Source organism: Guptibacillus hwajinpoensis (assembly GCF_020524165.1).
GTDB lineage: Bacteria > Bacillota > Bacilli > Bacillales > Guptibacillaceae > Guptibacillus > Guptibacillus hwajinpoensis_D.
Window position 1 is genome coordinate 528041 of sequence record NZ_JAIVKU010000004.1, and the last position, 15428, is coordinate 543468.

General features: G+C 34.1%; 14 protein-coding genes and 2 pseudogenes. 12 read left to right on the forward strand and 4 right to left on the reverse strand.

Features of this window, described 5'->3' with window-relative positions:
* Window positions 1-23: 23 nt before the first annotated feature.
* Both hutP and hutH read left to right on the forward strand, forming a co-directional pair.
* The gene (hutP, locus tag LC090_RS09875; RefSeq protein WP_255648077.1) at window positions 24-464 is read left to right on the forward strand and encodes a hut operon transcriptional regulator HutP; all 441 of its coding nucleotides are present in this window, start codon (window positions 24-26) and stop codon (window positions 462-464) included.
* Window positions 465-573: 109 nt separating this feature from the next.
* On the forward strand, window positions 574-2091 hold the full coding sequence (hutH, locus tag LC090_RS09880; RefSeq protein WP_226657612.1) for a histidine ammonia-lyase: 1518 nt from the start codon (window positions 574-576) through the stop codon (window positions 2089-2091).
* 55 nt (window positions 2092-2146) lie between these two features.
* Here hutH and LC090_RS09885 read toward each other — a convergent pair whose 3' ends face one another.
* A complete protein-coding gene (locus LC090_RS09885; RefSeq protein WP_226657613.1) occupies window positions 2147-2404 on the reverse strand; it encodes a hypothetical protein in 258 nt (85 codons plus the stop codon).
* Window positions 2405-2646: 242 nt separating this feature from the next.
* On the opposite strand from LC090_RS09885, the gene LC090_RS09890 reads away from it, so the two are divergent.
* From LC090_RS09890 to LC090_RS09900, 3 genes and pseudogenes are all read left to right on the forward strand, one after another.
* The gene (locus tag LC090_RS09890) at window positions 2647-3180 is read left to right on the forward strand and encodes a DUF6241 domain-containing protein (protein WP_226657614.1); all 534 of its coding nucleotides are present in this window, start codon (window positions 2647-2649) and stop codon (window positions 3178-3180) included.
* A 95-nt stretch (window positions 3181-3275) separates the two neighbouring features.
* Window positions 3276-3449: pseudogene (locus LC090_RS09895) on the forward strand (DUF255 domain-containing protein); the annotation flags it as partial.
* 105 nt (window positions 3450-3554) lie between these two features.
* Window positions 3555-4100 carry a hypothetical protein gene (locus LC090_RS09900; RefSeq protein WP_226657616.1) on the forward strand — a complete coding sequence of 182 codons (546 nt, stop codon included), beginning with the start codon at window positions 3555-3557 and terminating at the stop codon, window positions 4098-4100.
* Between the two features lie 24 nt (window positions 4101-4124).
* Here the strand turns inward: LC090_RS09900 and LC090_RS09905 are convergent, their stop codons facing one another.
* The gene (locus LC090_RS09905; RefSeq protein WP_226657618.1) at window positions 4125-5528 is read right to left on the reverse strand and encodes an HNH endonuclease; all 1404 of its coding nucleotides are present in this window, start codon (window positions 5526-5528) and stop codon (window positions 4125-4127) included.
* Between the two features lie 175 nt (window positions 5529-5703).
* On the opposite strand from LC090_RS09905, the gene LC090_RS09910 reads away from it, so the two are divergent.
* Together LC090_RS09910 and LC090_RS09915 are read left to right on the forward strand one after the other, a co-directional pair.
* Complete coding sequence (locus LC090_RS09910) at window positions 5704-6909, forward strand: hypothetical protein (protein ID WP_226657620.1); 1206 nt, start codon at window positions 5704-5706, stop codon at window positions 6907-6909.
* Between the two features lie 73 nt (window positions 6910-6982).
* Window positions 6983-7789, forward strand: coding sequence for a hypothetical protein (locus LC090_RS09915; RefSeq protein WP_226657622.1), 807 nt, complete (start codon window positions 6983-6985; stop codon window positions 7787-7789).
* Between the two features lie 540 nt (window positions 7790-8329).
* On the opposite strand, the gene LC090_RS09920 is transcribed toward LC090_RS09915, so the two are convergent.
* Window positions 8330-8542: a hypothetical protein gene (locus LC090_RS09920; RefSeq protein WP_226657624.1), complete on the reverse strand. Its 213-nt coding sequence runs from the start codon at window positions 8540-8542 to the stop codon at window positions 8330-8332.
* 15 nt (window positions 8543-8557) lie between these two features.
* A complete protein-coding gene (locus LC090_RS09925) occupies window positions 8558-9031 on the reverse strand; it encodes a hypothetical protein (RefSeq protein WP_226657626.1) in 474 nt (157 codons plus the stop codon).
* Between the two features lie 1089 nt (window positions 9032-10120).
* Between LC090_RS09925 and LC090_RS09930 the strand changes: the two genes are divergently transcribed.
* The 5 genes and pseudogenes from LC090_RS09930 (at window position 10121) to LC090_RS09945 (ending at window position 15424) form a co-directional block, all read left to right on the forward strand.
* Window positions 10121-10681, forward strand: a complete 561-nt coding sequence (locus LC090_RS09930; protein ID WP_226657628.1) for a site-specific integrase — start codon at window positions 10121-10123, stop codon at window positions 10679-10681.
* 835 nt (window positions 10682-11516) lie between these two features.
* Window positions 11517-11660 (forward strand): hypothetical protein, encoded by a 144-nt coding sequence (locus LC090_RS09935; protein ID WP_226657630.1) that lies wholly within the window; start codon window positions 11517-11519, stop codon window positions 11658-11660.
* A 99-nt stretch (window positions 11661-11759) separates the two neighbouring features.
* A complete protein-coding gene (locus LC090_RS09940) occupies window positions 11760-13292 on the forward strand; it encodes a recombinase family protein (protein WP_226657631.1) in 1533 nt (510 codons plus the stop codon).
* 58 nt (window positions 13293-13350) lie between these two features.
* A pseudogene (locus LC090_RS21935) lies at window positions 13351-13509 on the forward strand (DUF255 domain-containing protein); the annotation flags it as partial.
* 40 nt (window positions 13510-13549) lie between these two features.
* Complete coding sequence (locus tag LC090_RS09945; protein WP_255648078.1) at window positions 13550-15424, forward strand: thioredoxin domain-containing protein; 1875 nt, start codon at window positions 13550-13552, stop codon at window positions 15422-15424.
* Window positions 15425-15428 lie beyond the last annotated feature (4 nt).

The following is a 15428-nucleotide window of genomic DNA, read 5'->3' on the forward strand; positions in this document are numbered from 1 at the left end:
AGAAACGTGGACAGGTGATAGATATGACACAAAAGATACTGATTGGTAAATTAGCGATGCTCGTCGCTTCATTAACTCCTGAAGAGTTAGAACCATTTTCTCAACAGCTGAAAGATGTGGATTACTGTCAGGGAAAGTCTGGATCAATGAGTATGCAGAAAGTAATTTCAGCTGTTGAAACAACTGCAAAAAGGAATAAGATAATTTCAGAAGAGCTTTATCGAGAAACGCATGCCTTGTATCATGCTATTTTAGAGGCATTAGAAGGAGTGATGCGTGGCCAGATCGGTGCCGGAGATATGATGCGAACCGTGGGCTTACGTTTTGCGATTGTACGAGGCTCACCCTATGAGCATTTTGATGAAGGAGAATGGATTGCTGTCGCCTTTTATGGAACAATTGGCGCTCCAGTAAAAGGGCTTGAACATGAAACGTTTGGTCTTGGAATTAATCATATAGGATAAAAGCTGCCTAAAGGAATGAGTGATGAGGAGGCGGCAATGGAACGGTATGTTCCATTGCCGCCTCTTTTTGTTGTAAGACGATCAATTTCATAGAGAGAAGGCGATAGGTATGGTTTATTTAAATGGTTCTACGTTAACGATAAAAGAAATGAAACGTGTGATTTACGCAGGAGAAGAACTAATGATTGACCCTCTTAGTATGGAGAAGGTTATAAAAAGCAGGTTAGCAGTAGAGAAGATCGTGGCAAGTGGGGAGACTGTCTATGGAATTAATACGGGTTTTGGTAAATTCAGTGACATTCGGATCCAGGATAAAGATGTCGATACTCTTCAACTTCACCTTATCCGTTCTCATGCTTGCGGGGTAGGGGAGTATTTTCCTGAACCAGTAAGTAAGGCTATGGTCGTGTTACGACTGAATGCGTTATTAAAAGGGTATTCCGGGGTACGGCCATGTGTTGTCGAACGTCTTTGCGATCTCGCAAACGAAGAAATTATACCCGTTATTCCAAGTCAGGGATCTCTTGGAGCTTCCGGAGATCTAGCTCCTTTGTCTCATCTTGCGTTAGTTCTTGTTGGAGAAGGAAAAGTTCATTATCAAGGGAAAATAGTACAAACAAAATGTGTGTACGATGAACTGAGTATTTCTCCTCTTACCTTAAAAGCAAAAGAGGGTCTTGCCCTTATTAATGGTACGCAGGCGATGACGGCAATGGGGGTTATCAGCTACATTGAAGCTGAGCGTTTAATGGATCAGTGTGATTGGATTGGGGCTATGACACTTGAAGCACTTGAAGGCATTATCGACGCGTTTCATCCAGCGGTACATGAGGCACGTGGATACCCTGAGCAAATAGAGGTTGCTGAACGAATAAGAAAGTTAACTCGTGATAGCCAGCTCGTGACACATCAAGGAGAAAAACGCGTGCAGGACGCCTACTCCTTACGATGCATGCCACAAGTTCACGGTGCCTCTAGACAAAGTCTAGGTTATGTAAAAGAAAAACTTGAGATTGAAATGAACGCTGCTACAGATAATCCTCTTATTTTAGAAAACGGTCAAACGGTCGTCTCTGGTGGGAATTTTCACGGTCAGCCTATCGCCATTGCGATGGACTTTCTTAAAATTGCTGTAGCTGAAATGGCTAATATCTCAGAAAGGAGAGTAGAACGACTCGTAAATCCCCAGCTAAATGATTTGCCATCCTTTCTAAGCCCTGATCCTGGTCTTCAATCGGGTGCTATGATTCTGCAATATGTTGCAGCATCGCTCGTATCAGAGAACAAAACGTTTGCTCATCCAGCCAGCGTCGATAGTATACCTTCATCAGCGAATCAAGAAGATCACGTCAGTATGGGGACAATAGGCGCTCGGCATGCTTATCAAATCATACTGAATGCCCAGAAAGTGGTAGCGATTGAAATGATATGTGCGATGCAAGCATTAGAATATAGAGGGATATCTCTAGCCTCGACCTTCTCTCAGAAATTATATGAAGAAGGTAGAAAAATCGTCTCATCAATTGAGGAAGACCGCGTTTTTTCAGAGGACATTGAAGCTCTTTGGATGTGGTTACGTAAAGATCAGTTTGAATGGAGCACTCATTGTGCATTTGTACTTGAATAATAGGGTCGAAAAGGACAATCCTTACAAAACAGGATTGTCCTTTTCAACTTTAGTCTTAATCTTCATAAAACTCGTGATCTGTTTCAAAAACCACATCTTGCTGACACGATACACAGTCGTTAAAACAACGAGTAAAATCTAGAGGAAATAAACGACGACAAACGTTAGAGCAGTAGCGAGAGCAGCTAGGAGCGGTTTCACGACCGGCCGTTTCATTATTTCGACAACCACAACGCCCTCTTGTTTCACCTTCAGTTCTGTTATCTCTATTCATATATAATCGAGGTTTACTTGCATTTCTTCGATTTCCCATTTTACCACCTCCTGTCTCTAAATAATTTATGTACCAGGTGCCGGACATGCTTATACATTCGCCTATAAACAGCTTTCAAAAGTACTCTTTTTTCAAAAAAATTAGAAATATGCTGGTAACTCTTGTTTTTATAGAAATGTATGTAAAAATAGGTATATATAACCTTTGGTGTTTTTTAAGTAATAGTATAAACGCAAATAAAAGCAAACGAAATCAACGTCTTTAAGGAGCTGTAGCGTTTCATGCCTTCCACAAAAACCTTAATAATTTCAATTTCTTCCATGGTTGTCCTTATACTTGGACTAACGTATTGGTTCATTTCAGATTTAGATTGGAATTTAAAAGAAAATGCAAGGGAATCCATGGGCGAAGAAACTGGGTCATCCGTTGATCCTGAACGCTACGTAGATGATGGAGAAGAATCCATTACTTCAGATGGAATACCAAGTGAAAATAAATTTCAGGACTACATTCATGGGATGACGCATCAAAAAGTCATTGCTGAAGACAAGTGGGGAATCTATCAAATTTCTGAAGAGCGGATTGATAATATGCTCGAAGTGCTAGATAAAGTAGAAGGAACGGCTGAAGAGTATAAGTACCAGGATTTTTATACGGAAGCTTTAATAGAATGGGACAATGGAAACTTTAACAACGCAGTGGACGTCCATAACCACATTTGGAACTTAAATGGGGGAACGATTGGAAAAGCTGAAAGATTAATGACAACAGAAGAAGAACAAGCCTATATTGAGGAAACATATAACAAGCGGTGATCCCGCTTGTTTTTTTGTTTTTAGGATTATGCACAACATTTTGGTACACTGAAGAGAGATAAAACCGAGAAACGGAGGGTGACAAATTGAACAACATCGATCAGCCGCACGAAAATAAGTTAATTCATGAAAAATCGCCCTATTTGCTCCAGCACGCCCACAATCCAGTAGACTGGTATCCGTGGGGAGAAGAGGCTTTTGAGAAAGCGAAACGTGAGAACAAGCCTGTGCTTGTTTCGATTGGATATTCGACCTGCCATTGGTGTCATGATTTTTATTACACTATTTTAGTGTATTAAGTTGCAGTCTAGTAATCAATGATTATTAAGTGTATAGTTATTAGTAATAAAGTGGAAAGAGGAAAGAGGTAAATTTTGACTATCAATAGCATAATAATTACATCTGTTTTAGTTATTTTTTCACTATTGGTCATAAGTGTTATTTCTCAAAGTGTATTATCTTTTATTATTGCAGCTGCATTGTTAATAATAGTAATGATTTGGCTTTTTGGTAATTTTTTAAAATGCAAAATAAAAAAAATACCAGCAAAATCCAGATTATTTAGAGGTATTCTGGAAGTTCATGTTGGAAAGAAGGCAAGGCAGAAATCAGAATTTCTAATGCTAGTAATTGATTCTATACTATGGGCAAAGAGAAACAATGTAAGTAGGGCTTTATTATTTACATGGTATGGCAATGAGAAATTATTTAAATCATATTTTAATGGTTTTGTGACAATTTCAGAGCCAAGTAGATTTGAAAGACTATGTAACTTTACATTAAATCTTGCCTATAACAAAAAGAATAAAATTGGTGATAAAAGGTTTAAAGTTACTATTGATGTTGGTGAATTATCAACAGATATAATAAATTCATTAGAGAAGAAAAGAGAAAGATTACATAAAAGGATCAATAGATAGTTTTAATTAGATGAAGAGTGTTTTTTAGCTCTTCTTTTTTAATTGAACAAAGTTGTCTATGAATTTATCATTATGATGTTTTAATGCTACTTTAGAAGGATAATAATTCTTAATTACTGGCAATCTAATTTTTATTCCATTATATGATTGGTAATACTTTGAATTTATATTATTACTGACTAATAAAACATAATCAGGAGTAATTGTAATTAATCCTTTGTCAAATAACCTATGAAAGTCTACTCTTAGTAGTAACCCATTTTGTTGGTGGTGGCTATACTCATTAATATATCTTTGTATATGAGCTGATTCTAAAATATTTACAATTGATTCTCCAGTAACACAGCACTTTTCTTCATAATTAAGCATAATGTCATCTCTAAATTTTTCTTGTTTAGTTCTTTTAATAACCTCAGTAGTTGAATTATTGGCCTCTTTTTTTGATTCATCAATTAGTTTAAAAGGTGAAATAAATTTACAATCAAATCTCAGTTTATAAACATCATAAATAATATCAGGGTTTGTATACTCTTTCAGTCCTTGAGCCAAATAGAATTTGCCCTTTTGTTTTTGTTTTTTTATATTAAATTGTTTAGAAATTTCTTCTTGAGCTAATTTCTCATCAACATATCCAAGGTTCATATATATATTTTTAGCTAAAGATACCTTTCCAGAATCATTGAAAAATTTTGGGCTACCTTGTGGTAGATTCAATACACTAGCTAGGCTAGTAATCCTTCTGGAAATTAAATAATTGTCTCTATTTTTTTTCTCAGATTTTATTGTTTTGATAACAAATCCATTGGAAAATAAATTAGATGTTTTACTTTTAGCTTCAGTCTTTCCATTTTTCTTGTAGTAAACCGTTTGTTTATCTGCTTCATATATTAGATCAATACATGCCTTACTTACTTCAATATATCTAATATTCCCATGATCATTAAGTTTCAAAGTGGTCCCATTTATAATGTCAGATGTTTTTAAATTTAGTAGTTCTGAACAGCCTTTTCCAAGTACGCCTTCAAAAGTAAGTTGAAGCAAAACTGCATCCTGAGGATTCTTGCATTTGTTAATGACTTCTTTTAACTCTTGGTCTGTGATGAACACTTTTTTATCCAAAAAGGTTGATAGCCAATTTATATTAAAAACATCATCTAAAGGATTAACTTTAATCAATTTTAATTCTACACAATATTTTATGTAGCTTTTTATAGTTTGGGCATAGACCCTAACACTATTAAATGTTTTTATATCATATGATTTTATCAATTCCTCTATTTCATTAAGGTTAAATTCATAAATATATTTTTTGAATTGAATTTCTTTTCTAGTACCTCCATTTAGTATATTAAAGTATTTAATTCTACTATTAGCAGGATACATTGTTTCAGTAAATGGTATCTTATAGTCTTTTTTCTCATTAATCATTTGTTCCCCTCCTTCTCTTATAATTATTATTACATATAATGTAAAAACCATGGTAGAATTTTATTTAGGAAAACTTAAGTCCTAAATAAATAGACATTGAAGAAATTTTACCAACTTCTTAATTTTATATCTTAATCAGTTTATTAAACTCAATTGATAAGGAGTATTACTAGTTATGGCAGAATTGAAAATGAGTCTATTTGAAAATGGAATAGACTTTATAGAAAGAAGTATCTACTCATATGATGAAGCAAAGGAAAATCCAGGTGAGTATAAATATGCTTTGTTACTTCTTGGTATTGGGGCAGAATTAATATTAAAAAGAATTTTAGAAAAAGAACATCCATTATTTTTATTGGATAAATTTGAAAATGACACAAAAACTGTAACTTCTGAAAAGATAATAGACAGAATTAAAATGGTATATAGAGATAGAGGTAGAAGAATAAGCAATGATGATGTTAAGAACATTGAAGCTATTAGGAGTATAAGAAATAACATTATTCATAAAGAAGTAAATATTAAGGATGAACCTTCAGTTATTTTCTCACAAACTTTATACTCACTAGATAGGATGGTTAAATTATTCCTTAATACAACATTGTCTAGCACAGTTTCAAATTGGAATCATATTGTTTCTGATGAAACTATAAGAAGTCATTATTACAGAGGTGTTAAAGGGATAAGTATTGATGGTGTATTGGTTCCATGTCCTTTTTGTTCATTAGAGGTTTTATTAAATAAAGAGGGACAAATAAAATGTCATCATTGTGAAACCACATATTCAAATATATTAGAAGCAATATTTTTACTGGATGAAGAAAAAAAGGTGAAAAAAGTATTATTAGATGGGTACGCAAAAGAGGTTCTTAATAAAAGTACTTTGTGGGAGAAAATAAAAGCTATCCATGCCACTGAAAATAGTATTTTAAAGGACATGGCTATAAATCAACTTATTGATAGTATTCAAGAGACTAAGAATGTTACTTATGATTGTCCTAGATGTGGTGAAGTAGATTTTTTGTTTTTTGATGAGGAAATAAACCACTTAATATGTATCAATTGTGAAATTATTGAATCAAAAAAATGTAACCAATGCAAAAACAATTCAGTAGTAGATGACTTTGGGGCAGATTTTTGTCTGTTTTGTAGAGAAAACCCTGAAGCTATGCATTGTGAATGTTGTCATACTAATATTTATTCTAACTTAAATGAGGTTTCTATTGATGTTATAAAAACTGATCAATTTGATTTGCCACTCAAATATGAGGGACATCCATATATTTTTGCAAGAGTGTGTTTGGACTGTGAAGATTCCTTAAGAGATTTTGAAGATAAAGGAATAATCCAGATGGTTCCATACTCCATAAAAGATAAATAAAATAGGGTTTTAGGATATGATTATTTATGTTGGTAATAACTTAGAAATTATGTTGAGAATGGGAGATAACATTTTGACTAATATTGAATTAACTAGTTTTATTTTAACAATAGCATCCTTTGTAGCAAGTTTGTTTTTGGGTGGGTTTGCTATATGGCTTTCTAAACATTTTGATGATAAATCTAGTCAGGCCCTAAATAAAGTCCAAGATTTAACAAATGAAATTAAAGGGCTTACTGATAAATCAGTATCTCAGAATGAACAAATCACCCAAAAAATGTTAGAAAAAGTACTTGAACCAAACCATTATGGGGTGATTGAAAAGAATACATTAACTAATGTTGAATATGAACAAAATAGTAATCCTTTAGAAAGTCTTATAATTGATTTACATTACAAACAGGAATTGCAGATTGAAGAACTTAGAAAGCAAATAACAAAATTCAAGACAATGAATCTTACTCAATTTTCATCAGATAGGAGCCAAGAATTACATTTGATTTTACTTAAATGGGTTCCGTACCCAGCACATTATGTAATAATAAAAGCTATAATTGATCATAATGTTAATTCATCAGAAGAATTGAAGGAGCTAGAGTCTTCTAAGATTGTACCAACAAGATCAAAAATAGGGATGAGAAATATTCTAAAGGAAGGTATTGTGATTGGTGATGCTTACTCTTACAAAATAAATCCAGAATACTATACACAACTAAAAAAATGGGTACAAGTAAACAAAGAAGATCTTGAAGAATTGCAAAATTTAATTGTTGAAGAAGATGAAATTAAGGGAATTAAAGAAAGAGATCTAGAAAGAATGGAGAAGATTCAATTAAATAAAACTGTCATATCCTCTAGATTAAAATTTGACTTTGATTAAGATAAAAACTGATTATTAGAAAGAAAACTACATAAATAGTAGTGGGATGCTTCAAAGTAAATTAAGTGGAGTAGTATCATATTTGTAATAAAATATAGACTTGAAGCTATATAAAAAACTACTAAGTGGAAAATAACTCTGGACATCAAACATTGTTAGAGGTAATTGTACTATCAGAGAGTTCAAAGGAATTAGGTTGACTTTGGGGAAGATTTTCACCTATCACATTAAGAGTTTGTTATAAAGGATTTATAAAGGGAAATTAAAAAGCAAAAGTTGCACAACTGATTTGACTAGCATCAAGACCTATAGAGCATACATTTATTAATTAGGTAATGGGGCAGGGGGGATTTAGTATCAACCAAAAACTACTTAGATTTTATAATCTTAACAATCAAATTGATGAAAATAACTATCTGCCCTGCTTTATTATGATTTTAGCCAAAAAAAGAGACTGATCTCAAAAGAGTCAGTCATAAGGAAATTGCCAAATCATGACAATATTTATTATATTATTAAAACTGAATAAATCAATCTGTTTTATTGGATTTTCTTAACATCAGATATAGAAAAGCACTCTTCTAATGTTTCAACCTGTTTTTTAGTTAAAAAGATGTTGTCACCAACATAAAACAAGGTTTGTCCTTTGGCTACAGCTTCAATAAACTGTTTGCCAGCAGGCTGATCTAATACTTCATCTGTTTTAAGATAAATTCTCTTAGTAGCTATTGCTTCAAATTTCTCTTGTGCCATTTTTAATCACTCCTTTTAAACTTCTCTGTAAATTCCATGACCATAATCTTTAAACTTATGTTCATTCTCTTTATATACTGATTCTGCTAGCTTCTCAGCTTCATCCTCATACTTTGCCTGATCTTTCCTTTCTTCATCTAAAGCCTTATTAACTTCTTCCTCATCTGCATCCACAAAAGAGGCAATAGCATCCTTGTTTACATATGTCCCACCTACAAAGAGGTATTTTTCAGTGTTAGCAGTAACATGCTCTCTAAGAGGCCTGTAATTGTAATCTAAGGCATCCACTTCAATAGTTTTTCCATTAAGTAGTGTTACAGCTGCTTTTCTTGATTTTTTCTTTTCAGAGAATTTTTCATGTGACTCTGAATCAACTCCAAACACTTCCATATAAGCTTCATACAAGTGGGAATCAGTGTTTCTTTTCTTTTCTGCACCTTTTTTCATCTTTAATCCATTTTCATACCAATCTGGTAATTTGTTGCTCATCTATTCTCACATCTCCTATAAAGTATTTACCTTTTCTTGTATATGGGGCAGAAGGGGTTGGACTACACCATAATAAAAAAAGGCACACATATAACCAGCTAGTTGAAAGCTAATTGATATGTATACCTTGTGTGTTGATCTATATGAACCTTATAGGAAATTAGTTATGTAGGGAGAGGCTAGTGAAACCTCTCCAATTCAGAAGAATTTAGGAGTCTTCCATGACAAGAAGAACTACAAGCATCTATTGTTGCTTGCATACTTATAGTTCATCAATGTAGGGCTATTTGCCACTTTTTTGACCAATTCATCAAAATTTCTTTTAATAATTTATTTAACCTGCCCCAGCTTGCCTGTATATGTATTAATGATAATTAGAGGACTGTTAGCAGTCCATTGTGAAGATACTTCTGAACAATGCTTATAGTTGTCTTTTAGTAATTAACAATCTTTCCAAGTATTCAAGATTGGGCTAGAGCCATGAATATCTAATCTATTAAGTAATTCAATAAGAATTACAATTGCTAAAGCAATTGGGCTAAAGCCCTTGAGTTAATTATTTAAGTGATTTCCCCCATCTCCATTTCAAAAAAATAGTAAAAAAAGTTTTTCCTCTTCCCTTTGGGGAAGGTCTACTCTTATAGTTCTTGTTTGTAGGTGGGAATGTTTGTTCTTATAAATCCTCCATCCCTTGTGGCTCAAGGGGTTTGGCTGTTTTGGTGGTTTTTATCTATTATATTAAATCTTTATGACAATTTTAATTTCAAAAAAATGGAGTTGAGTTTGCTATTTCACTGTATGTTTGAGTTGAAGAAGGGAGGGTGTCTTCTTTAATGAAATAAAGTACCCTTTTACAGATTTCAAAAATGATAGATATGTGATAGTGGTGCCATTTTCATATTTGTTGGATTTTTAGAAGGGATAGCCCATATAGCCCCCCCTACAAACCAATGTAAGTAAATAATTAAAAACATACATTCATTTTATTGATAATACTATGTTTGTTGGAATGAAGATGATATATTCAAGTTAGTTAAAAAAACATACATTCAAAACATTGATATAACTGGCTTGAAAGGAAGATAACTAATGACTACTAAGAATCAAGTTAAAGATGTGCAACCAATTAGAAGTAAGGAACAAATTGAAGACATGAAATGGTCTTTAAAGAAGTGGTGTGGTGAAAGAGATTACATACTATTTCTCATTGGAATTAACACTGGATTAAGAGTAGGGGATTTATTGAGATTGAAAGTTAGTGATGTAAGAGGGAAAAGGAAGCTAGTTTTACATGAAGGGAAAACAAAGAAACCAAGGACAATCAACCTCACAAACATCTATGATGAGATACAGTCATATATCAATCACATTGACTCAGTGTGGCTTTTTCCATCTAGGAAAGGGGATAACCCTATATCCACCACACAGGCATACAGACAGCTAAATAAGGCTTCTCATATGGTTGATATTGATGAAGGGATAGGAACACATACTATGAGGAAGACATTTGGTTACTGGTTTTATAAACAAACAATGGATGTAGCAAAATTGCAATTAATCTTAAACCATTCACATCCTGACATAACCTTAAAATACATTGGAATCACTGAAGAAGAGATTGAAAGATCATTAGAAAGTTTCAGCCTTTAGTAGTTCAACTCCTTTTTTTCCCCAAGGGTTAAGCATTCAGTACCTTTTTAACCTGCCCCAATAGCTGTTTAAGAGAATCTAATAAGAAAGGGATACTTCCCTTTCCCTTCTTCCAGAAGGGGTGTGTTACCACACCTAGTATAATACTAATACCCTATACAAATTTTCCTTTCAGTCAATTTGTTTTTATCTTATAGTTCATCTCTGTATGACTGATTAAGCACTTTTTATGCTGTTAAATACAGGGGAGTCCAATTTGTAATTGATAATGATAAATATATTTCAGTTATTTTCTTATGCATTAAAGTGATCAGCTTTAAACTATTGTTTATTTGCTAATAGAGGTAACAAACAAGAAAGTGTACCTTATGGTTTTATAGATAGGTAGTCAGAATAAATTGGGTATAACAAGTAAAATACAGTTACTCTAAAATCATTACTTCCATGAGGTTTATTCCTAAATAATTCCAAATATAAGTAGAAGGGGCAGGTTTGAGTGTTAAATATCATGCTCAAATAGCCCATAAACCTAAAAAAAGTTCTGCCAATTTCCACCATTATTATACAAACTCTCATTAATTATAATTTTAAATAATAATAAAATATTGTTCCAACACTTGTTACAACAACACTTTACATTATTATCCATTTATAATGAGTGTCAATTACCACAAAAAGTGTTTGATAAATAGTGTCAGTGACAGGCTTTTGCTCTTTGTGCAATACTTGAATTAAGCAAAAAAGCAGCATTAAAAAAGGGTAGCAATTAGCAGGAAATAAATTAAGAATTTCTGCATTAAAATGATCAAAACACAGTAGGAGGTGTAGAGATAAGATGAGTAGAGAAGAGCAGAGTAGAGATATGGAAGTGGTGGTTAATGGAAAACCAAACTTAGAAAAACTTGCAGTAGCACTAAATGAGATTTTCACAAAAATTGATGTGGAAAAAGAGGACAACAGATTAAAACAAGCAGGGTAAATTGACTACCTTGCTTTTTTCTATAGTTAATGGTGTAATAAAAAACATGACAAACATAATGTGTTGTAATCAATAAGGTTGTAAGAAAGGGTGTAAACATTGATTGCTGAGGAATACCAGAAAAGGATCTCTGAAGGTGGAGTATTAATCTATCTTAGAAAATCAAGGCAAGATACAGAAGATGCATTGGCAAATCACAGAATGGTCCTTGAGGGCTTGTGTAAGAAGCATGGATGGTCATATGTTATAAAAGAAGAAATAGGTTCAAGTGATAGTATTGAGCATAGGAAAGAATTTAAAGAGATTATTTATGAAGATATACCTAGCAACAATTATTCAGCTATTGTAGTTTATGCACAGGATAGGTTAAGCAGGAATTCAGGGGACATGGAAAAGATTAATGAAACCCTTGCTAATCATGATGTACTTATTGTTGATAAGGATGAAGATGTAACTGATTTTAATAATGAAGCAGATGTGATGGTAAGTGATTTTAAGTCATTTATAGGAAGCCAAGAATTAAAAATGATAAAAAGGAGGTTGAGAGCAGGGAAAAAGGCTGGTGCTCTAAAAGGTTACTGGGTAAATGGAAAAGCTCCTTATGGTTATGTATATTCTCATAAGTCAAAAAAGCTTGAACCAGATACAGAAGGAAACCCCTCACCTTCAGAAGTCATTGGATCAATATATAGTGATGCATATGCTGGGGCTAGTACCTCTGATATTGCTTTTACACTGAACAGGAAGGGCATTCTTAGTCCCAATGGTACTTATTGGAATAATACAACAATAACCAGAATTCTAAAACAAGAGATATATCTTGGAAAAACCATTTATGGTAAGTCTAGTGGCTCTGGACATAAGAATAAAAAAACTACCCCTTTGAAAGTTAAGGAGAAAAGTGAGTGGATTGTTGTTAATAATGCTCATGAACCATTAGTAGCACAGGAAGTCTTTGATAATGTACAAGACCAATTGAATAGAAGAAATAAGGTTATTGCCACAAGAAAATCTAAAGTTTCATCATTATCAGGACTTGTAAAGTGTGGTTCATGTGGTGCTGGTCTTTATATTCAAAGAAAAGATAATGGTAGTAATATTATCAAAAGCTGCTGGAGAAAAGACCCTTTTGGAAAAAAATGTGGTAACAAAGGAATTTCAGAAACTAAAGTTATTGATGCTATCCTTACTGAAATTAAAAAGTATAGAGATGATGTAGCAGAAATTCTAGATAAGGGGCAGGGGGATAATAACCAAAGAACCTCTATACTAGAAGACATTAATTCCTTAGAAAAAGAATTAAAGGTTATTAGTTCAAAGTTTGAAAGAATTGCAGACCTTCTAGAGGATGAAGTTTATACAAAGGAAGTGTATTTAGAAAGGAAGGATAAGCTTATCCAAAAACAGAAGGATGTAGAGAATGATCTAATAATAAAACAAAATCAATTGAAGAAACAGGATGCAGTAGAAGATAAAGATAAGCTAGCATTACTGGACATGGTATTAACAAACTTTGATAAGATAATTGAGGAGAAGGATATTAACAAACTTTTCAAGTCAATAATAAGTCATGTTGATCTTAAGAAAGAAAGCACAAATGATGAAGGGAAAGTCACAGTGAATTTCTCCTAAGTCAAAATGAAAGAAATTTGCAATACTAAAATCTAACTGGAAAGAAGGTGATGCCACCATGTCTAAAGAGAAGTTCACTAACAGATTGGCTAAAGAAAAGAGTCCATACCTGTTACAACACTCTGAGAACCCTGTAGATTGGTTCCCCTGGGGAGAAGAAGCTTTTGCTAAAGCAAAGGCTGAAAACAAGCCAGTATTCCTTTCTATAGGGTACTCCTGACAAGGTGTAACAATTCACTTGCCATTGGTGTCATGTGATGGAAAGGGAGAGCTTTGAGGATGAGGAAACGGCAAAACTTCTAAACGATCGCTTTGTAGCGATAAAGGTCGATCGTGAGGAACGACCGGATATTGATTCCATTTACATGAAAGTTTGCCAGGGATTAACCGGTCAGGGGGGATGGCCGCTGAACGTTTTTGTTACGCCTGATCAAAAACCATTTTATGCGGGAACTTATTTTCCGAAAGAAAGCCGATACAATCTACCGGGATTTAAAGATGCGATCATGCAGCTTTATCAACAATACAAGGACAATCCTAAACGAATTACAGGAATTGGCGATAAAATAACTGCGTCCTTGCAAGAACGAATGAATGCGGAAGGTGGGGAATTAACAGAAGAGCCGCTTCATAAAGCTTTTGAACAGATGCAAAATTCCTTTGATACGATATTTGGTGGTTTTGGTCAGTCCCCGAAATTTCCATCCCCTCATATGCTGATGTATTTGCTGCGGTATTATCGTCACTATAATCAGGATCTCGCTTTAACGATGGTGACGAGAACGCTAGATGCTATGGCGAATGGCGGCATTTATGATCACGTTGGATTTGGCTTCGCAAGGTACGCAGTCGATCAGGAATGGCTTGTACCTCATTTTGAAAAAATGCTGTATGATAACGCCATGTTGGTTCTCGCTTATACAGAAGCCTTTCAGGTAACCGGGGACGATCGCTACAAACGAGTTGCTTGTGAGATACTCGAATACGTCCAACGTGACATGACAGGGAATGATAGCGGCTTTTATTCTGCTGAAGATGCTGATTCTGAAGGTGAAGAAGGCAAATTTTATGTATGGACAGTAGAAGAAATTCACACAATCTTAGGCGAAGAACTTGGCTCTCTGTACACCGGAGTTTACGACATCACAGCGCGAGGAAATTTCGAAGGGAAAAACATTCCTAACTTAATCAAAACGGATCTTTCAAAGGTTGCAAAATCGTTCCACATGACAGAAGAAGCTCTTCAAACTCAACTGGAGACGGCTAGAAAGAAACTTTATGCCGAGCGAGAGAAACGCGTTCATCCGTATAAAGATGACAAGATTCTGACGAGCTGGAACATGTTGATGATTGCAGCTTTTGCGAAAGCGGGAGGAGTGTTTCAAAACGTTGAATACACTCAATTAGCTGAAAGGTCGTATCGATTTATAGAAGAAAACATGGTGATTGACGGTCGTTTAATGGCTCGTTATCGCGATGGAGAAGTGAAATTCAAAGCCTATCATGACGACTATGCGTATGGGCTGTGGGCGTTAATTGAATTGTATGAATCAACGTTTGATCCTCAATATCTTGTTAAAGCGAAAAACCTTTCTGATGAGATGTACAAATTGTTTTGGGATGAGAGTGCTGGAGGCTTCTACTTGTATGGGCACGATGCCGATCCATTGATTGCAAGACCGAAAGATGTACACGATGGTGCCTTACCATCTGGAAATAGCGTCGCTGTTCTTCAGTTGCTTCGTTTATCAAAATTAACTGGCGAATTGAAATATGATGAGTGGGCAAATCGGATGTTTACTGCTTTTTCAGGTGATGTATCGTCCTATTCAAGTGGTCATGCTTACTTTTTAATGAGTAAGCTCTATGCTTTATCTTCCTCTAAAGAAGTAGTCATTGTTGGTTCAAACCGTGATGAAAATAAAGAAAGAATGATACAGTTTCTACAGCAAAGCTTCTTGCCTGAACTAACGGTCATTAACGTAGAAGATCCAACTTTATTAACAGAAGCAGCTCCATTCGCTGCTAACTTCAAGAAGACAAATGAAACAACCATCTACATTTGTGAAAATTTTAGCTGTTCGCTTCCTGAGATAGACGTGGATAAAGTAATGAAAGAATTTGAAAAATAAACGA